We start from the raw sequence: 24,729 nt of genomic DNA, 5'->3' as shown, positions 1-24,729 counted from the left end.
CGGGCGGGGGCTCGGCGCCTGCCCGCAGCAGCCGCCCTGGCTCGCCTGCGCGGCGGGCGCCGGGCTGCTGCCACAGCAGGCCGTGGCCGCCGTGGTGGCGCCGGCTTCTGCGGGCGTGGCAGCCTGCGTGGCCGGAGCGCCGCAACAGCCTCCGGCGGCGGCCGGGGCGAACGCTTCGTCAGGGCTGCCGATGAATCCGCCGGGTGTCTCGTTCGTCATCGTGATCGTCCTTTCTGCTTGGGTGCGACGAGGTGAGCGCTCCACCTTGATGATTAGATAGATATCTAAACAGCGGCCATGCTCCCATGCTGATTTGAAGTTCGTCAAGATAGAGGCTGATCTAATCAACGCGGCGAACCGGCCGGCGAGGACGTGTACTCGGCGATCGTCCAAGCGACCAAACCGGGGAGGGTGACCGGCCTCCACCTCGACCGGGCCGCCGGACGAGCTACGGGGTTGCCGCCAGGATCTCGGTGACGGCGTTTCTGGCGGTACGGCTCGCGCCGATCAGGGTGGCGGAGGCCGGGCCGGTCCAGTCGCCGTAGCCGAGCAGGTGCAGGCGGGGTTCGCCGGCGGCGCGGGTGCCCTCGACCGGGATGAGCCCGTCCGGGCCGCGCAGCCGTAGCGGCGCCAGGTGGCCCAGGGCGGGGCGGAAGCCGGTGCACCAGATGATCGCGTCGCAGTCGAGGCCGGTGCCGTCCGCCCAGGTGACGCCGGTGGTGGTAATGCGGTCGAACATCGGCTGGGCCTTGAGGACGCCGCGGTCGCGGGCCTCGCGTACGGACGGGACGGCCACGATGTCCCCCAGGGAACCGACGCCGCCGGCGGTCCTGGCCAGGGTGAACAGGGCCCGCCCGTCGATCTCGTCGGGCAGCAGGCGGGGCGGGCGCAGGGTGGCCCAGGTGGTGTCGGCGACGGTGGAGACCTCGGCCAGGATCTGCGCCGCGGAGTTCGCGCCACCGACGACCACGACCCGCCGCCCGTGGAAGGGCTCGGGGCCGCGGTAGCTCACGGTGTGCAACTGCTGCCCGATGAAGTCCGCGAAGCCGGGGTGGTGCGGGACGTAGGGCCGCCACCAGGTGCCGGTGGCGCTGATCACGTGGCGGGCCTGCCAGGTGCCGGCGTCGGTGTCGACCAGCAGCCGCTCCTGGCCGCGGCGTACGGCACGCGCGGTCGCCGGCCGGACGATCGGCAGCTGGTAGCGCTGTTCGTAGTCGGCGAGGTAGGCCACCGTGTCGGCGGCGCCGGGGTAGCCGCCGCCGGGCGGCACGGGCATCATCCGGCCGGGCAGCGAGCTGTATTGGGCGGGGGAGAACAGCCGTAGCGACGGCCAGGCGTGCCGCCACGCCCCACCGGGCTCATCCTGGGCGTCGAGGACGACGAAGTCGGCGCGGGCGCGGCGCAGGTAGTAGCCGGCGGCCAGGCCCGCCTGGCCGCCCCCGATCACCGCGACATCGACAGCACGTGGACCTTCGGTCATACGCCGATGAGCTCGACGTCCACCGGCCGGTCTGGCGCGGGGTCGGTGAGCGGAGCGAACAGGGCGCCCAGCTTGTTCACCGCCTCGGGGATGATGCGGTAGTAGACCCAGGTGCCGCGCCGCTCGCCGTCGATCAGCCCCGCGGTGCGCAGCACCTTGAGGTGGTGCGAGATCGTGGGTGCGGTCAGGTCGAAGGCGTCGGTCAGGTCGCACACGCACGCCTCGCCGCCGGCATGGGAGCCGATCATCGACAGCAGCCGCAACCGGACCGGGTCGGCGACCGCCTTGAGCATGATGGCGAGCTCGGTGGCGGCGCCTTCGCTCAGCGGCTCCCGCGCGATCGGCGCGCAACACTGGACGGTGACGGCGGTCATCCGAAACCCCTTACTTCGACAGCGGTCTAAATTATACGCGGTGGTAGGCCACCAGCGCGCACGCCGCGATCCCGCAGGCGGCGGCCACCGCGCCCATCACCCAGCCGTAGCCGGCCGCTTGCGCGAGCGCGACCGCACCGAGCGGGGCCAGGGCCTTGTCGGCGACGGAGAAGGCCGCGATGCGGCCGGCCAGGCCGGCGTAGGGGACGGTGCCGTAGCGTTCCACCAGCAGGTGCGGCAGGGTGATGGAGGCGATGCCGAAGCCGAGCCCGAACAGCAGCACCGCGCCGATCGCGCCCGCCGCGCCGTGACCGACCAGCGGCAGCAGCAGCACGGCCACCCCTTGCAGGGCGAAGATCGCGGCGGCGATGAGGGCGGCGGGCAACCGGGTCTGCAGGCCGGTGGTGATCAGCCTTCCGGTCACCGACAACACTCCCAGCAACCCGGCCAGGGTGGCGGCCAGGACGGGCGAGTGGCCGAGGTGAACCAGGTAGGTGATGAGCAGCACCGCGATCACGGCGACCGCGCCGCCGTTGGCGGTGAAGGCGATCACCAGCAGCCAGAACGGCCGCCTGCGGGTGGCCGCCTTGACGATCCCGGCCCGCTCCTCGGCCGCGGCGGACGCCTGCGCCCTGCCCTTGGCAGGGTGGCGCCGTACGGCGAGGGCGTGCAGCGGGATCGCCGCCACCCCGTAGATCAGCGCGAGGATCACCAGCGCCGTGCGCCAGCCGTAGTGTTCGACGAGCAGACCGGTGAGAGGCAGGAAGATCGAGGAGGCGAACCCGGCCACGATGGTGAGCGCCAGCAGCCCGGTCGCCCGGCCGCGCTCGTTGCCGGCGTGGATCGCGACGATGACGGCGAAGGCGGCCTCGTACAGCACCATCGAGCAGGCGATGCCGATGGCGGCGAACACCGCGTACAACTGCGGCAGGCTCTCCACCCGCGACCAGGCCAGCACCGCCGCGGTGCCCAGCAGCGACCCGGCCGTCATCAGAGCGCGCCCGCCGCGGGCGTCCAGCCGGCGGCCGACCAGCGGCGCGCACACCGCGGCGATCAGGACGGACAACGTGAGCGCGGCGGCGATCTGCGCGTCGGTGGCGTGCAGGTCGCGGGCCATGGGGGTGAGGAAGACGGAGAAGGCGTAGTAGAGCACGCCGTAGCCGATGGTCTGGGTGACGGCCAGCGCGGCCACGATCCGCCATCCATGGACGGAACGCGGCGAACCGCCGCCCTCGAGTTCGGGGGCGGCGGTCTCGGTGCTGGAACTCATGCCGGACACGCGATGAATGCACGGCCCTCAGCCGTGGTCGCCCATCCGCCCGCACGGGTCCCGGCGATGAAGCCCTGGGCCTGCAGCCGCCAGGCGAGCGTTCCCGCCATCCGGGTGAGCGCACGCGCGTGGCCGGGGTTGGTGCCGGGCCCGCGGGCGGCGACCAGTTCGTCGGCGGGCCGGGGGGCGGGCATCAGCTCATGGTCGCAGATGAGGCGCAGCGCCTCCTTCTGCGCGGCGGTGGGGTAGCCGTCGGACATCCGGGGTGTCCCTTTCAGCCGCAGCAGCCGCCGCCGGTCTCGGCGCCGGCACTGACCGGGGCGCCGGTGGAGACCGTGGCGAGCGGGAGCGGGGTGGACAGCAGGCCGCCGCTGATGCCGGTGGCCAGGCCGACGCGCTGCTCCTGGGCCTCGGCGAGATTGGAGGAGCACACGCCCGTCTCGGGCAGGTCGAGCTGCACGTCTCGGGCCGCCTGCCAGTCCCCGGCGATCGCGGCTACGACCGAGCGGACCTGCTCATAGCCGGTGGCCATGAGGAACGTCGGGGCGCGGCCGTAGCTCTTGACGCCGACCGCGTAGTAGCCGGGCTCGGGGTGGGCCAGCTCGTCCACGCCGTGCGCGGGAACGGTCCCGCAGGAGTGCTGGTTGGGGTCGATCAGCGGGGCGAGCGCGCGGGTGGAGCCGAGCACCGGGTCCAGATCCAGGCGCAGCTCGGAAGCGATGGAGTGGTCGGGCCGGTAGCCGGTCGCCGACACGATCCGATCCACCGTGACCGCCTGCGTGTGGCCGGACGGGTCACGGCTGACCACCTCGACGCCTTCTCCGGTGGCGTTCACCCGGTGGGTGGAGAAGCCGGTCAGCAGCCGGATCCGGCCGGAATCGACATGGGCGCGCAGCCGGGTGCCGAGCGCGCCGCGGGCCGGGAGCGCGTCCGCCGCCCCGCCGCCATAGGTGCGGGTGGCGTTGCCGGCGCGGATCGCCCACGTGATCGGGGTGTGCTCCAGCTGGGCCAGAGCGAGCAGGGTGGTGGCGGCCGAGTGGCCCGCGCCGACCACCAGCACACGCTTGCCCTCGTAGCGGTCGCGGTCGGCACCGAGCACGTCGGGCAGCGCGTGGTCGACGACCACCTCGTTCTCGCCGTGGGCGGGCAGACCGCTGGCACCCAGCACGTTCGGGCTGGTGTAGGTGCCGGAGGCGTCGATGACCGCGCGGGCCTGCAGCTCGGTGCCGTCGTCGAGACGGATCAGGAACGGGGCGTGCTCGCGACCGCCGGTGCGGACCCGGTCGTAGCCGAGCCGGCTGATCGCGCTGACGCGGGCACCGAACCGGACCTTGTCGGCGAACAGCTTGGCCAGCGGGGCCAGGTAGTCGTCGACGAGCTCGGCACCGGTGGGCAGCCAGTCGGGGTCGGGGGCGTGCCAGCCGTCGGCCTCCAGCAGGCGGCGGGCGGTGGCGTCGATGTTGTACTTCCACGGGCTGAACACCCGCACGTGGCCCCACTGCGCGACCGACGCGCCGGCCTGCGCTCCGGCCTCCAGGACCAGGAAGTCCAGGCCCCGCCCGGCCAGGTGGGCGGCGGCGGCCAGCCCGGCCGGGCCGGCGCCGATGACCACGACCGGCAGGTCACCGGCCCCGTTCGGTCGCTCCGCCTCCAGGTAGGTCGCCTCCAGGTAGGTCGCCTCCAGGGAGGTCGCCTCCAGGGAGGTGGTGGTGCCGCAGCATCCGTCACTCATGATTACCTCGCTCGTATTCGGGTCGCTGGTGGCCAGTCGGTGTGCTAGGGGATCAGCGGTACATCAGGTATGTGGTGCGGGCGCGGTCGATGCGCACGCTCGCCCGGCAGGCGGAGTCGCAGACCTCGCCGTGGATCTCGTCGAAGGTGACGGTGTCGTCCCGGCGCAACCGGCGCAGTAGAGCGCGCATCGCAACCCCTCCTGTTTAGACGCTTTTCGAAGTAGTTGGAAGCATGCCCGATTGATTAGAGGATTGTCAAATTAGATGTCCGCCTAAGCTGGGAGGCGGCTGGGGTGCGGATTGCGCATGGCTCAGTGATCGGGGTGTTCTCCAGCTGCGCCAGGGCCGGCTCAGACTCCGCTGATGCGGCTCCGCCGTTCGATGAAGACCACGTCGCGCCAGGTGTCGTGGTGGCGGCCGATGCGCTCGCGGGTGCCGACCACGCGGAAGCCCAGCGCCTGGTGCAGGGAGAGGCTGGCGGTGTTCTCCGGGAAGACGCCGGACTGGATGGTCCAGACGCCGGCGTCGTCGGCGGCGGCGATGAACGCGGTCATCAGGGCGCGCCCGATGCCGTGGGCCTGGCAACCGGGGTGGACGTAGACGCTGTGCTCCACGACCCCGGCGTAGACGGGCCGGGTGGACACGGCCGAGGCGGCGATCCAGCCGACGACCTCGCCGGTCCCGGTGTCGACGGCCACGTAGCGCAGGTGCGGCAGCTTGCCCGCGGTGAAGCCCTCCCAGCTCGGTGCGGTGGTCTCGAAGCTGGCCTGGCCGGTGTCGAGGCCGGCCTGGTAGATGGCCAGCACCTGGGCGGCGTCGGCGTCGCGCATGGGGCGGATCTCCAGGCCCGGGCCGATGGCGGGCTTGATGGCCCGGACGATGGCGGAGTGCACCCCGTCCCCGTGGTCGGCGGTGAGCGTGATGTGCAGGCCGGTGAACCCGGCCGCCCGCAGCAGCGAGCGGTAGTCGTCCACGGACAGGGCTCCGGCCGCGCATCCCACGCGCTGCTCGACGGCCGCCCGCCGCTCGGGCGCGACCTCACCGTCCGTGACGACGTCGCTGACGCCGAACCGGCCGCCCGGCCGCAACACCCGGAACGCCTCCGCCAGCGCGGCGGCCTTGTCGTCCGACAGGTTGATCACGCAGTTGGAGATGACAGCGTCCACCGCGTGCGCGGGCAGGGGGATGCGCTCGATGGTGCCGTGCAGGAACCGGACGTTCGTGACGCCGGCCTCCCGTGCGTTGTCTCGCGCGAGGCGCAGCATGTCGTCGCTGGCGTCCAGCCCGTACGCGGTGCCGTACGGACCCACCCGGCGGGCCGACAGCAGCACGTCGATGCCGCCGCCCGAGCCCAGATCGAGCACCGTCTCGCCGGGCCGCAGCTCCGCCACGGCGACCGGGTTCCCGCAGCCCAGGCTGGCCCGGACCGCCCCCTCGGGCAGCGCGGAGGTGTCGTCGTACCCCGCCGCGCCGAAACCTCCCTGCTCGAAGGCGTCGGTTCCGCAGTCCGTGATGCGTTCGCCGCCGGCGGCGGCCCGTGCCAGGCCGGAGTACAGATCGATGATCTCGTCGTGCGCCATGGCGGGTCTCCTCAATCGCATTTGGGTGCGGGTACGGGCTTGCCCATGACCACGTCGGCCGCGGTGGGGAAGCAGCTCACGCAGTTGTCGTTGATCCGGTACAGGCTCGAGGTGCCCTGCCGTTCCACCAGGACGAACCGCACCTCGGCGAGGATCTTCAAGTGGTGTGACACGGTCGACTGGCCCACGCCCGAGGCGGCGACGATCTCGCCGACGGTCATCGGGGATCGCTGTCTGGCCAGCAACGACACGATCTGGATGCGGGTGGCGTCGGCGAGCGCCTTGAACCAGCTCGCGTACTCTTCGGCCTCGGCCCGGTCCAGCGGGGTAGCTGAGATGTCCATCGACAATCGACGATAATAGATGAATCCGGCGTCGCGCAATGCCCTCCGGTCCCGGGGGGCTTCGGGCGTTCCATCCTTATTGACCTGGCGCCCGGTCATCGCACAGACTACAGCGCAACCGGACATACTTGTCCGGTTGCGGAAGAGGTCCGGGCCGAAGGGGACTGCGATGACCGATCCATGGGACAGCACCGTCGACGTGCTCGTCGCGGGCTCCGGCGCGGCGGGGCTGAGCGCCGCCATCGCCGCCGCCGATGACGGGCTGGACGTCCTGGTGGTGGAGAGCACCTCGAAATGGGGCGGCACCACCTCCGTCTCCGGAGGCGGGCTCTGGATGCCGGCCAACCCGCTCATGCTGCGGGACGGCGTCCCCGACTCGGCTGAGGAGGCCCTGCGGTACATGGACGAGGTCATAGCCGAAGCCGGGCCCGCCTCCTCGCCCGAGCGCAGGAAGGCCTTCGTGCGTACGGCCCCCGAGGTGGTGGCCTTCCTCGGCCGCCACGGTGTCCGGTGGCGGCGATCCCCTGACTATCCCGACTACTATCCCGACCGGCCCGGCGGCAAGGTGGGCCGCGCGATCCTCGTCTCGGAGCGGTCCTTCCCCTTCTCGATCATGGTGGACGCGAACGGCGAGCGCTTCACCAACGAGTCGGCGTCCTACATCGACGTCGGGCACGACATGCTGGCCCACAACGTGCCGGGCCCGATGTGGCTGATCAGCGACGTACGGCACACGCGCCGCTACCTGAACACCGCCCTGCTCGGGCAGGCCAAGAAGTGCAGCAGGGCCGGGCTCCTCGTCCAGGCCCCCACCCTGGAGTCGCTCGCGGCGAAGATCGGCGTCGATGCCGTACGGCTCGGCGCGGCCGTCAAGCGCTTCAACGGCTTCGCCCGCAGCGGCGTCGACGAGGACTTCGGGCGGGGCCGGACCGTCTACGACAACTACTACGGCGACCCCCGGGTCAAGCCCAACCCCAACCTCGCCCCGCTGGAGAAGGGCCCCTTCCGCGCGGTCCGCGTCTATCCGGGTGACCTGGGCACCAAGGGCGGCCTGCTCACCGACGAGCACGCCCGCGTGCTGCGGGAGGACGGCACGGCCATCCCCGGCCTGTACGCCGCGGGCAACACCACCGCCTCGGTCATGGGCCGGACCTACCCCGGCCCCGGCTCCACCATCGGCCCCGCCGTCGTCTTCGGCTACCGCGCCGCCCGGCACGCCGCATCGCGCTGACCGCCGGAAGGGTCTCGGACCCGGCCGCCGGACAACGCGGTCAAGGCACGAGGCCGACGCTGCCGGGGAAGCGCCGGTAGCGGCTGCCCTGCCCGACCCCGGCCGTCCGGGCGACCTCGGTGAGCCGGGCGCCCTCGGTGCGGTCGACGCGCGGGGCGTGCCACGCCACTCATGACACCATCACCGCCCTCCGTCGCCTCCTCCAGATCGGCGGGGGCGATCGTTCCGACCGAAAGGACGAACTCTTGACCACGACCTTCGACGACTCCGCCGTCCTCATCACAGGTGCGGGCTCCGGGATCGGCAGGGCGATGGCCGTCGCCTTCGCCAAGGCCGGCGCCCGCGTCGTGACCAGCGACGTCAACGAGGCCAGCGCCCGTGAGACCGCCGCGGCCATCGGGGACGCGGCCCTGCCCCTGGCCGCCGACATCAGCGACGAGGCCTCGGTGTCGGCCCTGGTGGAGGCGGCGATCAGCGCGTACGGGCGGATCGACGTGCTGTGCAACAACGCCGGCATCATGGACACCATGGCCCTGCCCGCCGACATCCCGGTCGAGCAGTGGGAGCGGGTCCTGCAGGTCAACCTGACCGGCACCTTCCTGGTCACCCACGCGGTGCTGCCGCACATGCTGGCCCAGGGCCGGGGCGCGATCGTCAACACCGCCTCCGAGGCCGGCATCCGGGGCGGGGCCGCCGGCGCCGCCTACACCGTCTCCAAGCACGGCGTGGTCGGCCTGACCCGCAGCGTGGCCTGGGCGTACGCCAAGGACGGCATCCGCTGCAACGCCATCCTGCCCGGCCCCACCATGACCAACATCGCCACCGGCGCCACCTTCGACCCGACCGGCGCCGCCCGCCTCGGCCCCGTCCTCGCCCTCGGCGAGCGCCTGGCCCAGCCCGAGCAGATGGCCGACGCCGCACTCTTCCTCGCCTCCGACGCCGCCTCCTTCATCAACGGCGCGATCGTGCCCGTGGACGGCGGCTGGTCGGCGGCCTGAAAGGTGCCGGAGCTCAGGCCGAGTGCGTGCGGACCTCCTCCAGCCGCCCGGCCAGGAAGGCGCGTTCCACCTGATTGTCGGTCATGGCCAGGGCCTCTTCGTAGGCCGCGGTCGCCTCCTGCCGGCGCCGCAGCCGGCGCAGGAAGTCGGCGCGGGTGGCGCTGAGGTAGCCGTAGGTGGCCAGCGCCGGTTCGTCGAGCAGCGGGGCGAGGGCGTCGAGGCCGGCCTGCGGGCCGTCGCGGAAACCGATCGCGACGGCCCGGTTCAGCTCGACCACCGGGGACGGCCAAAGGCGCCGCAGCACGTCGTACAGCCCGACGATCTCCGTCCAGTCGGTGTCCTCCCAGGTCGCGGCCTCGGCGTGGACGGCGGCGATGGCGGCCTGCACGCCGTACCCGGTCTGCGCCTGTCCCAGAGATCGCGCCACCAGCGCGGTGCCCTCGGCGATCAGCCGGGTGTCCCACCGCGTCCGGTCCTGGTCGGCGAGCAGGACGAGTTCCCCGGTGCCGGACAGCCGGGTGTTCCGGCGCGCGTCGGTGAGCAGCATCAGCGCGAGCAGACCGGCGACCTGGCCGTCGCCCGGCAACAGCTGGTACAAGGTGCGGGCGAGGTGGATGGCGCCGTCCACCAGGTACTGGCGTACGAGCTGGGCGCCGGCCGGTGCGGTGTAGCCGGTGGTGAACACCAGATGCACCACGTCCAGCACCGCGCTGACCCGCTCGGGCAGGTCGGTACGCGCGGGCACCCGGTACGGGATCCGGGCGGCGCTGATCTTCTTCTTGGCCCGCGTGATCCGCGCGGCCATGGCGGACTCCTGGACCAGGAACGCCCGGGCCACTTCGGCCGTGGACAGCCCGCACACCAACCTCAAGGTCAGCGCCACCTGCGCGTCGCGGGACAACGCCGGGTGGCAGCAGGTGAAGATGAGGCGTAGCCGGTCGTCGTCGACCACCGGCGGGTCGGCATGGTCGTCCGGACCGGCCACGACGTCGTCCACGACGAGCGAGGGCAGCGCCGACCGGAGCACGGACTCCCGGCGCAGGAGGTCCTTCGCGCGGTTGCGCGCGACCGTGGTCAGCCAGGCGCCCGGCCGGTCCGGAACGCCGGTGGTGGACCAGGTGCGCAGCGCCCGCGCGTACGCGTCCTGCGCGCACTCCTCGGCCAGGTCGAGATCGCGCACGACGCGCACCGTCGCGGCGAGCACCCTGGCCCACTCGCGACGGTGCGCCTGCGCGACCGCCTCGTTGACGTCAACGTCAGCGGCGGGACCGCGCTCGTGTCCGGTCACGCGGTCAGCTCGCCTCTCGGACAGGCCGGATCTCGACCCCGCTGTGCGCGGCGGACACCTCCGGCAACCGCTCGGCCAGCGCGATCGCCGCGTCCAGGTCCGGCGCCTCCACCAGGTAGTAGCCGCCCAGCACCTCCTTGGTCTCCAGGAACGTCCCGTCGGTCGGGGTCGGCCGCCCGCTGACGGTCCCGCGCAGGGAGGTCGCGGTGGTGGACGGCTCCAGTTCGTGGCCGCCGAGGACCGCGTCGCCGGCCGCCGCGACGAAGGCGGCGTGACCCGCGTTCAGGTCCTTGATCTCCTCTGGCGTCCTCGCCTGCCAGAGCTGCTCGTCTCCGTAGATGAGGAGCAGGTATTTCGCCATCTCAGACATCCCATCGCTGTGGGCCCGGTCGGCCCGACTACCCATACGACGAACGAGGCGGTCGCGAATCGATGCACCTCACCGTATCTCCGCCACTTTTTGGCGCCGCTGACCGGGTCGGGAGTCCTCGGCCGCGGTGCGGAAGGGCGAGTCCGGCAGGCCGTAGCCGAGCGCGCGCGGCTCCCGAGTGACCCGGTCGCGTTCGGCGACGGAGCGCGCGGCGCGCCGGGTGACCTCCTCGTGCTCCTGGAGCGCGGCGACGGCGGCGACGTGGTCCGGCGTGACGCCGTGCCGGGCGGCGACGGGCAGCTCGCGGCCGGGCAGCTTGCGGCTGGGCACGTAGGACTGCGGGCCGCGTAGGACTGCGGGCCGGCCAGGGACGGGCGCAGCTGGACCAGGGGGCCTTCCTGGGTCAGGCGTCGGCGAGCAGGATCGCGGGGTTCTCGACGCAGTCCGCCACGTGGCGCAGGAATCCGCCGGCGGCGGCGCCGTCGCAGACCCGGTGGTCGAAGGTGAAGGAGAGTTGGGTGATCTTGCGGGCGGTGACGGCGCCGCCGCTCACCCAGGGCCGGTCGATGATGCGGCCGATGCCCAGGAGCGCGGCCTCGGGGTGGTTGATGATCGGGGTGGAGCCGTCCACGCCGAAGACGCCGTAGTTGTTGAGCGTGAACGTACCCCCGGTCAGCGCCTCGGGCGGCAGCTTGCCCGCCCGGGCCAGGCCGGTGAGCCGGGTCAGCTCGGCGGCGAGCCGGGCGGTCGTCATCAGGTGCGCGTCGCGGACCACCGGGACGACGAGCCCGCGGTCGGTCTGGGCGGCGAAGCCGAGGTTGATGTGCCCGTACCGGACGATCTCGGACCGGTCGGTGTCCACCGTGGAGTTCAGCTCCGGGAAGCGGCGCAGGCCGTCCACGCAGATGCGGGCCAGCAGGGCGAGCAGCCCGATGCCGAGCTCGGGGCGGGACCTGCGCAGGGCGTCCTTGGCCGCGAGCAGGTCGGTGGCGTCCACGTCAACCCAGGTCGTGGCGTCGGGGATCTCGGCGCGGCTGCGGCTCAGCTTCTCGGCCACGGCCCGGCGCAGGCCGCGCAGCGGGATGCGCTCCGCCACCAGCCCCTTCTCCCTCTCCTGCTCCACCGGGGGAGAGGGAGCGGGGGTCCGGGCGGCGATGGCCTGCTCGACGTCGCGGCGCAGGATCACGGCGTGGGGGCCGGTGGGGGTGATGTCGGCGAGGTCGATCCCGTGCTCGCGGGCGATCCTGCGGACCAGCGGGGAGATCACCCGCGGCGCCTGCGGCGCGCTCGCGGGCGCGCTCCTTTTGAGTGGCCGGGGGGCAGCGGGCTCCGCGAGCGGACGCGAGCCTGCGGGCTCTTCTGGCGGGCGCGAGCCGGTCGCGCGGTCGTCGGCGGGACGGGGGCCGCGGCGGCGACGGCGGGTGCCAGCAGCGTGGCCGGTTCCGTAACCGATGAGGACGTTCCCGGAGCCGGCCTGCTCCTCCTCCCGGTACCGCGCCGCCGCCGGATCCTGCACGTCGGCGCCGTCACCCTTCAGGCCCGCTGGGCCGACCTCGATGAGGGGCTCGCCCACCGACAGGACTGCGCCGGCCGGGGCGTGCAGCGCCAGCACGGTGCCCGCGTACGGGACCGGCACCTCCACCGCCGCCTTGGCGGTCTCGACCTCCACCACGATCTGGTCGATCTCGACGGTGTCGCCGACGGCGACCTTCCAGTCGACGATCTCGGCCTCGGCCAGTCCCTCGCCGAGGTCGGGCAGGCGGAACACCCGCCGCGCGGCCGTGGCCGTCATGACGCCTCCCCGCTCAGGTGCAGCACGTCGGGCCGGTCGTCGAACTGCAGCCGGTCGACCGCGTCGAGGACCCGGTCGGCGTCCGGCAGGTGCGAGTGCTCGAGTTTCGGCGGCGGGTAGGGGATGTCGAACCCCGTCACGCGCAGCACGGGCGCGGCCAGCGAGTGGAAGCAGCGCTCCTGGACGCGGGCCGCGATCTCGGCGCCCACCCCGGCGAACCCCTGGGCCTCCTGGATCACCACGCACCGTCCGGTCCTGCGTACGGAGGACACGACCGTCTCGTCGTCGAACGGCACGATCGTCCGCAGGTCCACCACCTCCAGGGAGACGCCGTCGGCGGCGGCCGTCTCGGCGGCCTGGAGCGCCACCGGCACGCCGGGGCCGTAGGCGACGAGCGTCGCGTCGCGGCCCGCGCGCCGCACCGCCGCCCGCCCGAACCCGGAGGCCCGCCGTTCCCGGGGGGAGAAGCCGTCCTTGGCCCAGTACAGCCGCTTGGGCTCCATGAAGATGACCGGGTCGGGGTCGGCGATGGCGTCACGCAGCAGCCAGTACGCGTCCTCGACCGTGGCGGGCGTGACGACCTTCAGGCCCGGCGTGTGCGCGTAGTACGCCTCGCTGGAGTCGCAGTGATGCTCGACCCCGCCGATCCCGCCCGCGTACGGGATGCGGATCACCATCGGCAGCGACATCCGGCCCCGGGTACGGTTGCGCGTCTTGGCCACGTGGGAGGCGATCTGCTCGAAGGCCGGATAGGCGAAGGCGTCGAACTGCATCTCCACCACCGGGCGGAAGCCGCCCATCGCCATGCCCACCGCCAGGCCTACGATCCCGGACTCCGCGAGCGGGGTGTCGAAGCACCGTTCCTCGCCGAACTCCTTGGTCAGCCCGTCGGTGATGCGGAACACCCCGCCCAGGGGGCCGACGTCCTCGCCGAAGACGAGCACCTTCTCGTCCTCGCGCAGCGCGTCGCGCAGGGCGGCGTTGAGCGCCTGCGCCATCGACATCGACATGGACGCGGAGGCGGACGCGGACACCGACTTCGACTTCGACTTCGACATCGTGGTCATGTCACTCCTCCGTGCCGGTCAGTTCGGCCGCCAGCAGTTCGCGCTGCTCGCGCAACTGCGGCGTGAGGTCGGCGAAGACGTGGTCGAACAGCTCCAGCGGGTCCGTCTCCGGGTCGGCGTTCATGCCGTCGCGGACGCGGGCGGCGAACTCCTCGGCGGCCTCGTGCGCCGCGGTGACGCCCGCCGCGTCGAGCAGCCCCCGGCCGCGCAGGTAGGTCTCCAGCCGGGCCAGGGGGTCGGCGCTCTCCCACCGCTCGACCTCCTCGGCGTCGCGGTAGCGGGTGGCGTCATCGGCGTTGGTGTGCGATTCCATGCGGTACGTGTGCGCCTCGACCAGGAACGGGCCGCCTCCCTCGCGGGCGTGCCGTACGGCCTCGGTCAGCACGGACAGCACCGCGACGAGGTCGTTGCCGTCCACCTGCTCGGAGCGCACGCCGTACCCGATGCCCTTGTAGGCGAGCGCGGGCGCGGCGGTCTGCCTGGCCAGCGGCACCGAGATCGCGTACTTGTTGTTCTGCACGAAGAACACGACGGGGGAGCGCAGGACGGCCGCGTAGTTGAGCGCCTCGTGGAAGTCGCCCTCGCTGGTGCCGCCGTCGCCGATGAAGGCCATCACGACCGCGTCCTCGCCCGTGCGGCGCAGCGCCTCGGCCATGCCGACCGCGTGGACGGTCTGGGTGGCCAGCGGCGTGCACTGGGGCGCGACGCGGGTGGCCGCGGGGTCGTAGCCGCAGTGCCAGTCGCCGCGCAGCAGGGTGAGCACCTCGACCGGGTCGAGACCGCGGGCGACCAGGGCCACGCAGTCGCGGTAGGTGGGGAACAGCCAGTCGTCCGCGCGCAGTGCGAGCACGCCGGCGATCTGGCAGGCCTCCTGCCCCCGGCTGGAGGGGTAGACGGCGAGCCTGCCCTGCTTGGTCAGCGCGGTCGCCTGGCGGTCGAAGCGGCGGCCCAGGACCATCCGGCGGTAGGCCTCGGTCAGCTGCTCGTCCGCGGGTGCCCGGTAACCGGCGGGCGGGCCGGCGGCGGTGCCGTCCTCGGCGACGAAGCGCACCGGGACGGGGGCGGGTAGAAGACCGTCGACCACCTGAGGATGGGACATGGCGACGCTCGCTTTCTCTGGACGTGCGACAAGAGAAGCGTCCGTGTCATGAGCCATCTGTTCAAGACATCAGGCCTGATAGGCGACAAATGGCCTCAAACAGCCTTCACAGCGGCCAAACGTTGATACAACGCGGCGCTCGGTCGGGGCGTGCCGGACGTTTTGCCGAGCCTGCCGCTGCGGCTCCGGCTCACTCCCGTCCCCTGCTCCAGTTCGCGCCCGGGCCGCGGGCCTCGTCGAACACCAGCCACGTCCGCGTGGCGCGCACGCCGGGGATGTCCTGGATGCGCTCCAGGACCACGTGCCGCAGCGCCGCGTTGTCCGGCGTCCTGACCAGGGCCAGCACGTCGTAGTCGCCGCCGACCATGGCGAAGTGCTCGACGTAGGCGATCTCGCGCAGCCGCGCCGACACCTGCCGCCAGGAGTTCTGCTCGATGGTGATGGAGACGTACGCGCTGGTGCCCAGGCCCGCCTTCGCCGGCGCGATCTCGGCGGTGAAACCGGTGATCACGCCGTCGTCCATGAGCCTGGTCAGGCGGGCGTAGGCGCTGGCGCGCGAGATGTGCACGTGCTCGGCCAGGGTCCGCACGGACATGCGGCCGTCGCGCCGCAGTTCGGCGATGATCGCGCGGTCCACCTCGTCCAGCGCGGCGGCGGCCGGCCCCGGCCAGTCCTCGCCCGTGCTCCTGTCCGTTGACATCTGGTCTACCTCATGCCGCTACGGGGATCCATTTGTCGCTCATGGTGCCGGGAACGGAGAACGAATGGCCTCGCGAGGCCGCCCGATCCTTGCCGAACGTCCTGAGACGAGCGAGGCCGTTCGTTCACCGTGCCGGGGAAGGAGTGGTCAGCGGCCCTCGAAGGTGGGTCTGCGTTTGGCGAGGAACGCCTCGACCGCTCCGGCGTGGTCGGCGGTCATTCCCAGGCGTGCCTGGGCCCGCGCCTCGGCGGCCAGCGTCGTCGCGAGGTCGCCGTCCCCGGCCCGCGCGATGAGCCGCTTGGACTCGGCGTAGGCGGCGGTCGGCCCGGCCGCGAGCCGGGTCGCCAGCTCCCGCGCCACCTCGCCCACGTCATCCGGCGGCACCACGCGCCCCGAGATCCCCCACTCCACCGCCTGCCGCGCGCCGAAGGGCTCGGCGAGCAGGACGAGCTCCCTGGCCCGCGACTCGCCGACCGCCCGCGTGAGTGTCGCCGACAGCCCGGAGTCGCACGTCAGCCCGATGGCGCTGAACGCCGTGCCGAGGACGGCGTCCTCGGCGAGCACCCGCAGGTCGCAGGCCAGTGCCAGGGCCAGCCCGGCGCCCACGCAGGTGCCGTTCACGGCCGCCACGACCGGTTTGTCCATCGTGGCCAGCAGCCGGACCACCGGCGCGTAGTCCTCCTCGACGGTGTCGAACGCGTGCGCCGGGTCGGCGCGCAGCGCCGCCGCGTGCTCGGCCAGATCCTGACCGGCGCAGAACGCGCCACCCGCACCGGTCAGCAGCACCGCCCGGACGGATCCGTCGGCGGCGGCGTCCTCCAGCGCGCCGCGCAGCGCCGTCTTGGTCTTGCCGTCCAGCGCGTTGCGGCGCTCGGGACGGTTCAGCGTCACGACGGCCACGGCGCCGTCGCGCTCGACGAGGACCGCGGCCCCGTTCACGGGGCGTCCCAGGTCTTGGCCACCAGGGTGAGGACGTCGTAGGTGGCGACCGCCTTGCCCTCCTGGTTGGTCACGACGGCGTCCCAGCGGACCTCGCCGTAGTCGGCCCCGCTGCGCGGCGTGATCTGCTTGACGGTCAGCGTCACGGCGATGGCGTCGCCCGCCTTGACCGGGGTGAGGAAACGCAGGGTGTCCACGCCGAAGTTCGCCAGCACGGGCCCCGGGGCCGGATCGACGAACAGCCCGGCGGCCAGCGAGACGACCAGGTAGCCGTGGGCGACGATGCCGCCGAACAGCGGGTTGCGCGCGGCCGCTTCGGGGTCGGTGTGGGCGTAGAAGGTGTCACCGGTGAACTCGGCGAAGTGCTCGATGTCGGCGAGCGAGACCGTGCGCGGCGCCGAGGCGATCGTGTCGCCGATCCGCAGGTCGGCCAGCGACTTGCGGAAGGGGTGCACACCGGACTCGGCGCGGGCGGCGCCGGTCGTCCAGCGGCCGGTGACGGCGGTCAGCAGGTCGGGCGAGGCCTGTACGGCGGTGCGCTGCATGTGGTGCAGCACGCCGCGTACCCCGCCCAGCTCCTCGCCGCCGCCGGCCCGCCCGGGGCCGCCGTGCACGAGGACGGGCAGCGGCGAGCCGTGCCCGGTGGACTCCTTGGCGCCGTCCCTGTCCAGGACGAGGACCCGGCCGTGCCACGGCGCGAGCCCGAGTACGACGGACCGGGCGACGTCCGGGTCGTGGGTGGCGACCGAGGCGACCAGGCTGCCCCTGCCCCGCGCGGCCAGGGCGACCGCCTCGTCCAGGCCGTCGTAGGCGAGCACGGTGCTGACCGGGCCGAACGGCTCGACGTCGTGCGGCTCGGTGGCACCGGGCCGCGCCCGGAGCACGAGCGGGGTCATGAACGCGCCGCGCGTGGCGTCCCCGTCCAGCAGGGCGTCGCCCGCGGGGTCGCCGACGACCACGTCGGCGCTCGCGCGCAGCGCCTCGACGGCCTTGCGCACCTCCTCGCGCTGCCCGAGGCCGGCCAGCGCGCCCATCCGCACGTCCGGGTTGCGCGGGTCGCCGACGCTCACGTTCGCCAGGCGCGCGGCCAGCGCCTCCACCACCTGGCCGGCCAGCGCGCCGGGTACGAGCACCCGGCGGATGGCCGTGCACTTCTGCCCGGCCTTGACCGTCATCTCGGTGACGACGCCCTTGACGAACAGGTCGAACTCCGGATCGTCGGCCCGCACGTCGGGGCCGAGGATCGAGCAGTTGAGCGAGTCGGCCTCGACGCCGAGGACGACGCCGCCGTCCAGCACGTTCGGGTGGCGGCGCAGGATGCCCGCGGTGTGCGCCGAGCCGGTGAAGGCCACGGAGTCCTGCACGGTCAGCTCGTCGAGCAGCCCGCCCGCGCTGCCCGCGACGAGCTGGAGCGTGCCCTCGGGCAGGATCCGCGACTCCACGATCAGCCGCACGGCCAGCTCGGTGAGGTAGGCGGTCTGGCTGCCGGGCTTGACGATCGAGGGCAGCCCGGCGAGGAAGGCCGGGGCGAGCTTCTCCAGCATGCCCCAGACGGGGAAGTTGAAGGCGTTGATCTGCACCGCCACGCCCGGCCGGGACGTGTAGACGTGCTGGCCGACGAACGTGCCGCCCTTGCCCAGCCGCTCCAGTCCGCCGTCCAGGACGATGGTGTCGTTCGGCAGCTCGCGCACGCCCTTGCTCGCGTAGCTGAACAGGGTGCCGATGCCGCCGTCCACGTCGATGGCGGTGTCGCGGGAGGTGGCGCCGGTGCGTACGGACAGCGCGTACAGCTCCTCCTTGCGCTCGGACAGGTGCTTGGCCAGCGCCTTGAGCAGCGCGGCCCGCTCGTGGAACGTCAGGGACCGCAGCGCCGGTCCACCGGTGTCGCGGGCGTGGCGGACCATCGCGGCGACGTCCAGCCCCCGGCTGGAGATGCGCGCCACCTCCTCACCCGTGGCCGCGTCGAGCAGCGGTTCCCCGTCGTCGGACGAGCGGAACCATCGTCCGGCGGCATAGCTCTCCAGCAGCGTGCTCACACTGTCTCCTTTCCGCGGGCGTGACCTGTTGCGCGGGCACCCCTCCCTGTGCGACCTTATTACTGACCGAGCGATAAGTAAATGAGCTCGAGGTGTCGGAGGAAAGATGACGACCACCCCAGCGGCACCGGACCTGGAGGCCCGGCTGCAGGCCGGGTTCGACGCGACGATCGCCCGCCGCGACCGCATCGAGCCCCGGGACTGGATGCCGGACGCCTACCGCAGGACGCTCGTCCGCCAGATCGCCCAGCACGCCCACTCCGAGATCATCGGCATGCAGCCCGAGGGCAACTGGATCGGCCGCGCGCCGTCCCTGCGCCGCAAGGCGATCCTCCTGGCCAAGGTGCAGGACGAGGCGGGACACGGGCTCTACCTGTACTCCGCGTGCGAAACCTTGGGCGTCTCCCGGGCCGAGCTGACCGACCTGCTGCTCAGCGGCCGGCAGAAATACTCCTCGATCTTCAACTACCCGACGCTGTCCTACGCCGACGTCGGCACCATCGGCTGGCTCGTGGACGGCGCCGCCATCTGCAACCAGGTGCCGCTCTGCCGCACCTCCTACGGCCCCTACGGCCGGGCCATGATCCGCATCTGCAAGGAGGAGTCGTTCCACCAGCGGCAGGGTTTCGAGCTGCTGATGACGATGATGCGCGGCACCGACGCCCAGCGCGCCATGGTGCAGGAGTCGGTCGACCGGTTCTGGTGGCCCTCGCTGATGATGTTCGGCCCGCCGGACTCGCAGTCGCCCAACAGCGAGCGGTCGATGGCGTGGGGCATCAAGCGCAACTCCAACGACGAGCTGCGCCAGAAGTTCGTCGACATGACGGTTCCGCAGGCCGAGGCGCTCGGGGTGACGCTGCCCGACCCCGGCCTGCGCTGGAACGAGGAACGCGGCCACTACGACTTCAGCGAGCCCGACTGGCGGGAGCTCGCCGCCGTCATCCGCGGCGACGGGCCGTGCAACGCGCAGCGCCTGGCCCACCGCCGGGCCGCGCACGACGACGGCGCCTGGGTACGCGAGGCCGCCACCGCCTTCGCCGACCGCACCGCGCGGGAGGGCTCCCGATGAGCGCCGACCGGCGGGAATGGCCGCTGTACGAGGTGTTCGTCCGGGGCAAGCGCGGCCTCAACCACGTACACGTCGGGTCGCTGCACGCCCCGGACGACGCGATGGCCCTGCGGCACGCCCGCGACGTCTACACCCGGCGCAACGAGGGCGTCAGCATCTGGGTCGTGCGGGCCGACGCCATCACCGCCTCCAGCCCGGACGAGAAGGACCCGCTGTTCGCGCCGAACGGCGACAAGGTCTACCGGCACCCCACGTTCTACGAGATCCCCGACGACGTCCCGCACATGTGAGGAACCCGCACCATCATGAGCGACGAACCCGGCAGCATCTTCGACGGCCTGCTCGGGGGCGACTCGTCCCAGTGGGCCTTCGGCACCGACTTCGAGGACCCGCTGGCCGGCGTCGACGCCACGACGCCCGACGGCGTGGACCCCGCCGAGCTGGCCGCATACTGCCTCATGCTCGGCGACGACGCCCTGATCATGTCGCAGCGCCTGTCGGAGTGGTGCAGCCGCGCCCCCGACCTCGAAGAGGACATCGCGCTCGCGAACATGGCCCTCGACCTGCTCGGGCAGGCGCGCCTGCTCCTGGCGCGGGCGGCCGCCGCCGACCCGGGCGTCGTGCCCGCGCTGCCCGAGGGCTCCCCGGTGCCGCCCGAGGACGCGCTCGCCTTCTTCCGCGACGACCGCGACTTCCGCAACGTGCGCCTGGCCGAGGTGGCCAACGGCGACTTCGCGCACGTCGTGGTCCGCCTGCTGCTGTTCTCGACGGCCCGGCTCGCGCTGCTGGAACGGCTGCGCGCCAGCCGTGACCACGTGCTGGCCGCTGTCGCCGCCAAGGGCGTCAAGGAGGTCGCCTACCACCGTGACTGGGCCGGGCGCTGGTTCCGCACGCTCGCGCTCGGCACCGAGGAGTCGCACCGCCGGCTCCTGGCCGCCCTCGACACGCTGTGGCCGCTGCAGGCAGAGCTGGTCGCCCCGCACCCCCTCGAACGCTCCCTGGACCGGGCCGGGGTCGGCGTGGATCCCGCCTCCCTGCGCGAGGAGGTGGACGCCGTCCTCGACCAGGTGTTCGCCGTCAGCGGCGTCACCCGCCCCGAGCGGGGACCGCTGGCGGGCGTCGGCGGCCGGACGGGCCGCGACGGCGTGCACACCGAGGCCTTCAGCCGGCTGCTCGCCGAGATGCAGGTGGTCGCCCGCGCCCACCCGAGCGGGCGCTGGTGAACGCCCGGCACCACCCGGCCGCCGGCCGGGCACGCGAGCCGGGGACGGCGGACGCCGGGCGTCGGGCCGCCGAGGTCGCCGGGCAGGTGCGCGACCCCGAGATGCCGATGCTCACCCTCGCCGACCTCGGCGTGCTGCGCGGCGTCGAGGTGACACGGGACGCCGGCGGCGCCGAGGTCGTCATCGCCTCGATCACCCCCACCTACACCGGCTGCCCGGCCATGGCCACCATGCGCGACGACCTCGTCCACCGGCTCAACGACGCCGGGTTCGACCGCGTGGAGGTGCGGATCGTGCTCGACCCGCCGTGGTCCACCGACTGGATCTCCGAACGCGGCCGGGCCGCCCTGCGCGCCGCCGGGCTGTCGGCCCCCGGCCCGGCCCCCCGGCGCGCCGGACCGGTCCCGCTCACGCTCGGCCCGGCCCGCCCCGCGCCGCCCTGCCCGCGCTGCGGCTCGGCCGCCACCCGGCTCACCTCCGAGTTCGGCGCCACCGCCTGCAAGGCCCTCTACCGCTGCACCGGCTGCCTCGAACCGTTCGAGCACGTCAAGGAGATCTGAACATGACCACGCTCGCGCCCGCGCCGTCCAGGGCCGCGGTCTTCCATCCGCTGACCGTGGCGGCGGTGGACCGGCTGTGCGAGGACGCCGCCGCGATCACGTTCGCCGTCCCCGGCGAGCTGCGTGACGCGTACGCCTTCCGGGCCGGGCAGTCGCTCACCCTGCGCCGCGTCATCGACGGGCGCGAGCACCGCCGCTCCTACTCGATCTGCGCCCCCGCGGGCGCCGCACCGCGCATCGGCGTCCGCGAGATCCCCGGCGGCCTGTTCTCCTCCTGGCTCGTCCGCGAGGTGACGCCGGGCACCCGGATCGAGGTGCAGCCGCCCACCGGCTCCTGGCAGGCCGACCCGGAGCCGGGGGAGCGGCACCTGTGCGTCGCCGCCGGCTCCGGCATCACCCCGATGCTGTCGGTCGCCTCGACGGTGCTCACCCACCCGGGCGCGCAGGTCTCGCTCCTGTACGGCAACCGCACCAGCCGCACCGTCATGTTCACCGAGGAGCTCGGCGACCTGAAGAACCGCTACGGCCCCCGGCTCCAGGTCGTGCACACGCTCTCGCGCGAGCCGCGCGACGTCGAGCTGCTGTCCGGCCGGCTCGACGGCGACCGGCTGCGCCGCCTGCTCACCGGCCTCGTCCCCGCCGAGGTGTTCGACCACGTCTGGCTGTGCGGGCCGCTGCAGATGATCGAGGAGGCGCGACCCGTGCTCGCCGAGCTCGGCGTCCCCGCCGGACGCGTACACGTCGAGCTGTTCTACGCCGACTGCCCGCCGCCCCCGCCGAGGCGGGCCGAGGGCGGGCTCCCGCCCGGCGCCACCACCGAGCTGACCACCGTCCTCGACGGCCTGCGCACGACCTCGACGGTCTCCCGGGAGTCGACCCTCCTCGACGGCGCCCAGGCCACCCGCGCCGACCTGCCGTTCGCCTGCAAGGGCGGGGTCTGCGGCACCTGCCGGGCCGTCGTGCGCGCGGGCGAGGCCGACATGCGCCGCAACTACGCGCTCGAACCGTCCGAGGTGGCCGCCGGGTTCGTGCTCACCTGCCAGACGTACCCGGTCGGCGAGAACGTCACCGTCGACTACGACGCCTGAACCACCGCACCCTCGATGACAGGAGCTGTCACGTGCCCGAATCCTTCGTCGTCTCCGCCGTCCGGACACCGGTGGAGCGCCCATGAGCGGCCCCGGCCACCAGGACGGTGCGCCGGTGAGCGCCGGGCCGGGTCTCCTCGTCGAGGAGGCCGAGGACCGGGTGGTGTGGCGGCTCAACCGCCCCGAGGTCCGCAACGCCATCGACCGCGAGCTGGTCGCCGCGCTGCACCAGGCCTGCGCCGCCGTCGAGGACGACCCCAAGGTCGTCCTCCTCATCGGCGAGGGCGGCACCTTCGCGGCCGGCGCCGACATCGCTCAGCTCCGCGACCGCGGCCGCGACGACGCGCTGCGCGGCATCAACTCCAAGATCTTCGACCGTGTCCACCGGCTGCCGCTGCCGACGATCGGCCTCCTCGACGGGTACGCCCTGGGCGGCGGGGCCGAGCTCGCCTACGCCTGCGACTTCCGCATCGGCACGCCGCGCACCCGCATCGGCAACCCGGAGACGGGTCTCGGCATCCTGGCCGCGGCCGGGGCCGCCTGGCGGCTGGCCGAGCTCGTGGGGGAGCCGCTGGCCAAGGAGATCCTGCTCGCGGGCCGCGTACTGACGGCCGACGAGGCGCACGCCGTCCGGCTGCTCAACGAGATCGCCGATCCCGGCGACCTGCTCGCCGCCGGGCACCGGCTCGCCGACCGCGTCACCGCGCAGGCGCCGCTGGCGACCCGGCTGATGAAGGCCGTCTTCCACGCCCCACGGGACGCGCACCCGTTCATCGACGACGTGGCGCAGGCGGTCCTGTTCGAGACCGAGGACAAACACGCACGCATGACGGCGTTCCTGGACCGCCGTAACCGGAAAGGACGCACTTCATGAACGCTGACCTGCCCCGCATCGTGGGCGTCTACGGCGGCGGCCGGATGGGCGCCGGGATCGCGCACGCCTTCCTCGTCGCGGGCAGCTCCGTGGTCGTCGTCGAGAACGACGACGAGACGGCCGCCGCCGCGCGCGCCCGCGTGGACGGCAGCCTGGCCAAGGCCGCCGAGAGGGGCACGCTCGGCGAACCGCCCGGCACGGCCCTGTCCCGGCTGCGGACCACGACCGATCCCGCCGGCCTGGCCGGCTGCGAGCTCGTCATCGAGGCGGTGCCGGAGGACGCCGCGCTGAAGGCCGAGGTGCTGGCCGTCGCCGAGAAGCGGGCCCCCGGCGCGGTGCTCGCCACGAACACCAGCAGCCTGTCCCTGACCGGGCTCGCCGCCGGCCTGGCCGCGCCCGGCCGCTTCCTCGGCCTGCACTTCTTCAACCCCGTCCCGGTGAGCGACCTCGTCGAGATCGTCGCCGCGCCCGCCACCGAGCCCGTCCTCCTGACCCAGGCCCGGAGCTGGGTGACGGCCCTGGGCAAGACGCCCATCACCGTGACCGACTCGCCGGGCTTCGCCAGCAGCCGGCTCGGGGTGTGCCTGGCGCTGGAGGCGATGCGCATGCTCGAAGAGGGGGTGGCGAGCGCGGCCGACATCGACACCGCGATGACCCTCGGCTACCGGCACCCGGCCGGGCCGCTGCGCACCACCGACATCGTGGGCCTCGACGTGCGCCTGGCCATCGCCGAGCACCTGGCCCGCGAACTCGGGCCCCGCTTCGAGCCGCCGCGCATCCTGCGCGACCTGGTCGCGGCCGGGCACCTCGGGCGCAAGACGGGGCAGGGCTTCTACACCTGGTGACACCGCCCGCTCACCACGGTCGGGGGACAGGCGCCAGGGCCGGCCAGGGATGGACCGGTGCCGAACCCGGGCGGCTCAGGCCTCGTGCTTGGCCAGGCCGTCGAAGGCGATGGCGGTGATCGCGTCGGCGACCATCGCCAGATCGTACGCGCCGTCCGGCCGGTACCACTCGACCAGCGAGTTCACCATGCCGAACAGCAGCCGGCTCACCAGCGCCGGCGGCACGCTGTCGCGCAGCGCGCCCTCCGCGACGGCGTCCGCCACGAGCGCGGCCAGCCGGTCGTCGAGCCAGCGCCGCCGTTCCAGCGCCGCCAGCTCGACCTCGCTGTTGCCGCGCACCCGCAGCAGGAGCGTGACGGACGGCTGGTGCGCCACCAGCACCTCCACGCTGCGCCGCAGCACCTCGCGCAGCCGCTCGTAGGCGCTGACGCCGGCCTGGTCGCGCGACGCCTGGGTCACGACGGCGGTCAGCTCGTCGAGCGCGTCGTCCAGTGCCTGGCCGAGCAGCTGCTCCTTGCTGGTGACGTGATGGTAGATGGCAGGCTTGGTCAGCCCCAGCTCCTTGGCCAGGTCACCCATGCTGGTGGCGTCGTAGCCGCGGCGGTTGAACATCTCGATCGCGGCGCGCAGGATCGCGGACTGGTCATAGCCGGGTCGGCCCCGCCGGCGGCGTGGGGCCGGTTCAGCATGCTCAGTCGTGGTCACAAATGCAGCATCTCACGCGCCGCACCGCACCTGTGGTGGGGGCCGCACGAGCAGGCGAGGCCGC

General features: G+C 73.2%; 29 protein-coding genes. 9 read left to right on the top strand and 20 right to left on the bottom strand.

The window, feature by feature from the left end:
• The 9 genes from AB0J69_RS49815 to AB0J69_RS49775 form a co-directional block, all read right to left on the bottom strand.
• Positions 1 to 219 (bottom strand): hypothetical protein (locus AB0J69_RS49815; protein WP_364133194.1); only part of this gene is annotated, 219 nt, incomplete at its 3' end.
• Positions 220 to 448: 229 nt separating this feature from the next.
• The gene (locus AB0J69_RS49810; protein ID WP_364133192.1) at positions 449 to 1,480 is read right to left on the bottom strand and encodes an ArsO family NAD(P)H-dependent flavin-containing monooxygenase; all 1,032 of its coding nucleotides are present in this window, start codon (positions 1,478 to 1,480) and stop codon (positions 449 to 451) included.
• A complete protein-coding gene (locus tag AB0J69_RS49805; RefSeq protein WP_364133190.1) occupies positions 1,477 to 1,854 on the bottom strand; it encodes a metalloregulator ArsR/SmtB family transcription factor in 378 nt (125 codons plus the stop codon). Before AB0J69_RS49805 ends, AB0J69_RS49810 begins: the two co-directional genes overlap by 4 nt.
• Before the next feature lie 31 nt (positions 1,855 to 1,885).
• Entirely contained in the window at positions 1,886 to 3,124 is a 1,239-nt protein-coding gene (locus AB0J69_RS49800) for an MFS transporter (protein WP_364133187.1), read from the bottom strand.
• On the bottom strand, positions 3,121 to 3,384 hold the full coding sequence (locus AB0J69_RS49795; protein ID WP_364133184.1) for a hypothetical protein: 264 nt from the start codon (positions 3,382 to 3,384) through the stop codon (positions 3,121 to 3,123). The genes AB0J69_RS49800 and AB0J69_RS49795 overlap by 4 nt, the downstream gene beginning before the upstream one ends.
• Positions 3,385 to 3,398: 14 nt before the next feature.
• Entirely contained in the window at positions 3,399 to 4,856 is a 1,458-nt protein-coding gene (locus tag AB0J69_RS49790) for an FAD-dependent oxidoreductase (RefSeq protein WP_364133182.1), read from the bottom strand.
• Positions 4,857 to 4,908: 52 nt separating this feature from the next.
• On the bottom strand, positions 4,909 to 5,046 hold the full coding sequence (locus AB0J69_RS49785) for a hypothetical protein (RefSeq protein ID WP_364133180.1): 138 nt from the start codon (positions 5,044 to 5,046) through the stop codon (positions 4,909 to 4,911).
• Between the two features lie 161 nt (positions 5,047 to 5,207).
• Positions 5,208 to 6,437 carry a GNAT family N-acetyltransferase gene (locus AB0J69_RS49780; protein ID WP_364133178.1) on the bottom strand — a complete coding sequence of 410 codons (1,230 nt, stop codon included), beginning with the start codon at positions 6,435 to 6,437 and terminating at the stop codon, positions 5,208 to 5,210.
• 11 nt (positions 6,438 to 6,448) lie between these two features.
• Positions 6,449 to 6,880 (bottom strand): metalloregulator ArsR/SmtB family transcription factor, encoded by a 432-nt coding sequence (locus AB0J69_RS49775; RefSeq protein WP_364133176.1) that lies wholly within the window; start codon positions 6,878 to 6,880, stop codon positions 6,449 to 6,451.
• 70 nt (positions 6,881 to 6,950) lie between these two features.
• Here AB0J69_RS49775 and AB0J69_RS49770 point away from each other — a divergent pair, with 70 nt between their 5' ends.
• Positions 6,951 to 8,012, top strand: a complete 1,062-nt coding sequence (locus AB0J69_RS49770) for an FAD-dependent oxidoreductase (protein ID WP_364133173.1) — start codon at positions 6,951 to 6,953, stop codon at positions 8,010 to 8,012.
• 40 nt (positions 8,013 to 8,052) lie between these two features.
• Here the strand turns inward: AB0J69_RS49770 and AB0J69_RS49765 are convergent, their stop codons facing one another.
• Positions 8,053 to 8,181, bottom strand: a complete 129-nt coding sequence (locus AB0J69_RS49765) for a hypothetical protein (RefSeq protein WP_364133171.1) — start codon at positions 8,179 to 8,181, stop codon at positions 8,053 to 8,055.
• A gap of 76 nt (positions 8,182 to 8,257) precedes the next feature.
• Between AB0J69_RS49765 and AB0J69_RS49760 the strand changes: the two genes are divergently transcribed.
• Positions 8,258 to 9,010 (top strand): glucose 1-dehydrogenase, encoded by a 753-nt coding sequence (locus AB0J69_RS49760; RefSeq protein WP_364133170.1) that lies wholly within the window; start codon positions 8,258 to 8,260, stop codon positions 9,008 to 9,010.
• Between the two features lie 13 nt (positions 9,011 to 9,023).
• On the opposite strand, the gene AB0J69_RS49755 is transcribed toward AB0J69_RS49760, so the two are convergent.
• The 9 genes from AB0J69_RS49755 to paaZ form a co-directional block, all read right to left on the bottom strand.
• A complete protein-coding gene (locus AB0J69_RS49755) occupies positions 9,024 to 10,298 on the bottom strand; it encodes a sigma-70 family RNA polymerase sigma factor (protein WP_364133167.1) in 1,275 nt (424 codons plus the stop codon).
• Positions 10,299 to 10,302: 4 nt separating this feature from the next.
• Complete coding sequence (locus tag AB0J69_RS49750; RefSeq protein ID WP_364133165.1) at positions 10,303 to 10,668, bottom strand: YciI family protein; 366 nt, start codon at positions 10,666 to 10,668, stop codon at positions 10,303 to 10,305.
• A 69-nt stretch (positions 10,669 to 10,737) separates the two neighbouring features.
• On the bottom strand, positions 10,738 to 10,998 hold the full coding sequence (locus AB0J69_RS49745) for a hypothetical protein (RefSeq protein WP_364133162.1): 261 nt from the start codon (positions 10,996 to 10,998) through the stop codon (positions 10,738 to 10,740).
• A 73-nt stretch (positions 10,999 to 11,071) separates the two neighbouring features.
• Complete coding sequence (locus tag AB0J69_RS49740; RefSeq protein WP_364133159.1) at positions 11,072 to 12,460, bottom strand: dihydrolipoamide acetyltransferase family protein; 1,389 nt, start codon at positions 12,458 to 12,460, stop codon at positions 11,072 to 11,074.
• Positions 12,457 to 13,518, bottom strand: coding sequence for an alpha-ketoacid dehydrogenase subunit beta (locus AB0J69_RS49735; protein ID WP_364133203.1), 1,062 nt, complete (start codon positions 13,516 to 13,518; stop codon positions 12,457 to 12,459). The genes AB0J69_RS49740 and AB0J69_RS49735 overlap by 4 nt, the downstream gene beginning before the upstream one ends.
• Before the next feature lie 10 nt (positions 13,519 to 13,528).
• Positions 13,529 to 14,626 (bottom strand): pyruvate dehydrogenase (acetyl-transferring) E1 component subunit alpha, encoded by a 1,098-nt coding sequence (gene pdhA / locus AB0J69_RS49730; protein WP_364133156.1) that lies wholly within the window; start codon positions 14,624 to 14,626, stop codon positions 13,529 to 13,531.
• Between the two features lie 190 nt (positions 14,627 to 14,816).
• On the bottom strand, positions 14,817 to 15,326 hold the full coding sequence (locus tag AB0J69_RS49725; protein WP_364133153.1) for an Lrp/AsnC family transcriptional regulator: 510 nt from the start codon (positions 15,324 to 15,326) through the stop codon (positions 14,817 to 14,819).
• Between the two features lie 147 nt (positions 15,327 to 15,473).
• The gene (locus tag AB0J69_RS49720; RefSeq protein WP_364133151.1) at positions 15,474 to 16,265 is read right to left on the bottom strand and encodes an enoyl-CoA hydratase-related protein; all 792 of its coding nucleotides are present in this window, start codon (positions 16,263 to 16,265) and stop codon (positions 15,474 to 15,476) included.
• Positions 16,262 to 18,301 (bottom strand): phenylacetic acid degradation bifunctional protein PaaZ, encoded by a 2,040-nt coding sequence (paaZ, locus tag AB0J69_RS49715; RefSeq protein ID WP_364133148.1) that lies wholly within the window; start codon positions 18,299 to 18,301, stop codon positions 16,262 to 16,264. The genes AB0J69_RS49720 and paaZ overlap by 4 nt, the downstream gene beginning before the upstream one ends.
• 106 nt (positions 18,302 to 18,407) lie before the next feature.
• On the opposite strand from paaZ, the gene paaA reads away from it, so the two are divergent.
• From paaA to AB0J69_RS49680, 7 genes are all read left to right on the top strand, one after another.
• Positions 18,408 to 19,370, top strand: a complete 963-nt coding sequence (gene paaA / locus AB0J69_RS49710; protein ID WP_364133146.1) for a 1,2-phenylacetyl-CoA epoxidase subunit PaaA — start codon at positions 18,408 to 18,410, stop codon at positions 19,368 to 19,370.
• Entirely contained in the window at positions 19,367 to 19,660 is a 294-nt protein-coding gene (paaB, locus tag AB0J69_RS49705; protein ID WP_364133144.1) for a 1,2-phenylacetyl-CoA epoxidase subunit PaaB, read from the top strand. Before paaA ends, paaB begins: the two co-directional genes overlap by 4 nt.
• A gap of 15 nt (positions 19,661 to 19,675) precedes the next feature.
• Positions 19,676 to 20,593: a 1,2-phenylacetyl-CoA epoxidase subunit PaaC gene (paaC, locus tag AB0J69_RS49700; RefSeq protein WP_364133141.1), complete on the top strand. Its 918-nt coding sequence runs from the start codon at positions 19,676 to 19,678 to the stop codon at positions 20,591 to 20,593.
• Positions 20,594 to 20,679: 86 nt separating this feature from the next.
• Complete coding sequence (gene paaD / locus AB0J69_RS49695) at positions 20,680 to 21,153, top strand: 1,2-phenylacetyl-CoA epoxidase subunit PaaD (protein ID WP_364133201.1); 474 nt, start codon at positions 20,680 to 20,682, stop codon at positions 21,151 to 21,153.
• Between the two features lie 2 nt (positions 21,154 to 21,155).
• Positions 21,156 to 22,241, top strand: coding sequence for a 1,2-phenylacetyl-CoA epoxidase subunit PaaE (paaE, locus tag AB0J69_RS49690; protein WP_364133138.1), 1,086 nt, complete (start codon positions 21,156 to 21,158; stop codon positions 22,239 to 22,241).
• Between the two features lie 82 nt (positions 22,242 to 22,323).
• Complete coding sequence (locus AB0J69_RS49685; protein WP_364133136.1) at positions 22,324 to 23,115, top strand: enoyl-CoA hydratase/isomerase family protein; 792 nt, start codon at positions 22,324 to 22,326, stop codon at positions 23,113 to 23,115.
• Positions 23,112 to 23,960 carry a 3-hydroxyacyl-CoA dehydrogenase family protein gene (locus AB0J69_RS49680; protein WP_364133133.1) on the top strand — a complete coding sequence of 283 codons (849 nt, stop codon included), beginning with the start codon at positions 23,112 to 23,114 and terminating at the stop codon, positions 23,958 to 23,960. Before AB0J69_RS49685 ends, AB0J69_RS49680 begins: the two co-directional genes overlap by 4 nt.
• A 75-nt stretch (positions 23,961 to 24,035) precedes the next feature.
• Here the strand turns inward: AB0J69_RS49680 and AB0J69_RS49675 are convergent, their stop codons facing one another.
• A complete protein-coding gene (locus tag AB0J69_RS49675; protein WP_364133131.1) occupies positions 24,036 to 24,665 on the bottom strand; it encodes a TetR/AcrR family transcriptional regulator in 630 nt (209 codons plus the stop codon).
• Positions 24,666 to 24,729 lie beyond the last annotated feature (64 nt).

This window comes from Nonomuraea sp. NPDC049709, from assembly GCF_040674815.1.
GTDB lineage: Bacteria > Actinomycetota > Actinomycetes > Streptosporangiales > Streptosporangiaceae > Nonomuraea.
This window is presented reverse-complemented; position numbering and strand designations above follow the sequence as displayed.

Bases quoted from the DNA above. Each gene is read 5' to 3' on its own strand.
- AB0J69_RS49770 (WP_364133173.1), top strand. From the start codon at position 6,951: ATGACCGATCCATGGGACAGCACCGTCGACGTGCTCGTCGCGGGCTCC.
- AB0J69_RS49780 (WP_364133178.1), bottom strand. From the start codon at position 6,437: ATGGCGCACGACGAGATCATCGATCTGTACTCCGGCCTGGCACGGGCC.
- paaE (WP_364133138.1), top strand. From the start codon at position 21,156: ATGACCACGCTCGCGCCCGCGCCGTCCAGGGCCGCGGTCTTCCATCCG.
- AB0J69_RS49685 (WP_364133136.1), top strand. From the start codon at position 22,324: ATGAGCGGCCCCGGCCACCAGGACGGTGCGCCGGTGAGCGCCGGGCCG.
- AB0J69_RS49785 (WP_364133180.1), bottom strand. From the start codon at position 5,046: ATGCGCGCTCTACTGCGCCGGTTGCGCCGGGACGACACCGTCACCTTC.
- AB0J69_RS49740 (WP_364133159.1), bottom strand. From the start codon at position 12,460: ATGACGGCCACGGCCGCGCGGCGGGTGTTCCGCCTGCCCGACCTCGGC.
- AB0J69_RS49735 (WP_364133203.1), bottom strand. From the start codon at position 13,518: ATGTCGAAGTCGAAGTCGAAGTCGGTGTCCGCGTCCGCCTCCGCGTCC.
- AB0J69_RS49775 (WP_364133176.1), bottom strand. From the start codon at position 6,880: ATGACCGGGCGCCAGGTCAATAAGGATGGAACGCCCGAAGCCCCCCGG.
- AB0J69_RS49800 (WP_364133187.1), bottom strand. From the start codon at position 3,124: ATGAGTTCCAGCACCGAGACCGCCGCCCCCGAACTCGAGGGCGGCGGT.
- AB0J69_RS49680 (WP_364133133.1), top strand. From the start codon at position 23,112: ATGAACGCTGACCTGCCCCGCATCGTGGGCGTCTACGGCGGCGGCCGG.
- AB0J69_RS49750 (WP_364133165.1), bottom strand. From the start codon at position 10,668: ATGTCTGAGATGGCGAAATACCTGCTCCTCATCTACGGAGACGAGCAG.
- AB0J69_RS49810 (WP_364133192.1), bottom strand. From the start codon at position 1,480: ATGACCGAAGGTCCACGTGCTGTCGATGTCGCGGTGATCGGGGGCGGC.
- paaB (WP_364133144.1), top strand. From the start codon at position 19,367: ATGAGCGCCGACCGGCGGGAATGGCCGCTGTACGAGGTGTTCGTCCGG.
- AB0J69_RS49805 (WP_364133190.1), bottom strand. From the start codon at position 1,854: ATGACCGCCGTCACCGTCCAGTGTTGCGCGCCGATCGCGCGGGAGCCG.
- paaA (WP_364133146.1), top strand. From the start codon at position 18,408: ATGACGACCACCCCAGCGGCACCGGACCTGGAGGCCCGGCTGCAGGCC.
- paaC (WP_364133141.1), top strand. From the start codon at position 19,676: ATGAGCGACGAACCCGGCAGCATCTTCGACGGCCTGCTCGGGGGCGAC.
- AB0J69_RS49795 (WP_364133184.1), bottom strand. From the start codon at position 3,384: ATGTCCGACGGCTACCCCACCGCCGCGCAGAAGGAGGCGCTGCGCCTC.
- AB0J69_RS49725 (WP_364133153.1), bottom strand. From the start codon at position 15,326: ATGTCAACGGACAGGAGCACGGGCGAGGACTGGCCGGGGCCGGCCGCC.
- pdhA (WP_364133156.1), bottom strand. From the start codon at position 14,626: ATGTCCCATCCTCAGGTGGTCGACGGTCTTCTACCCGCCCCCGTCCCG.
- AB0J69_RS49790 (WP_364133182.1), bottom strand. From the start codon at position 4,856: ATGAGTGACGGATGCTGCGGCACCACCACCTCCCTGGAGGCGACCTCC.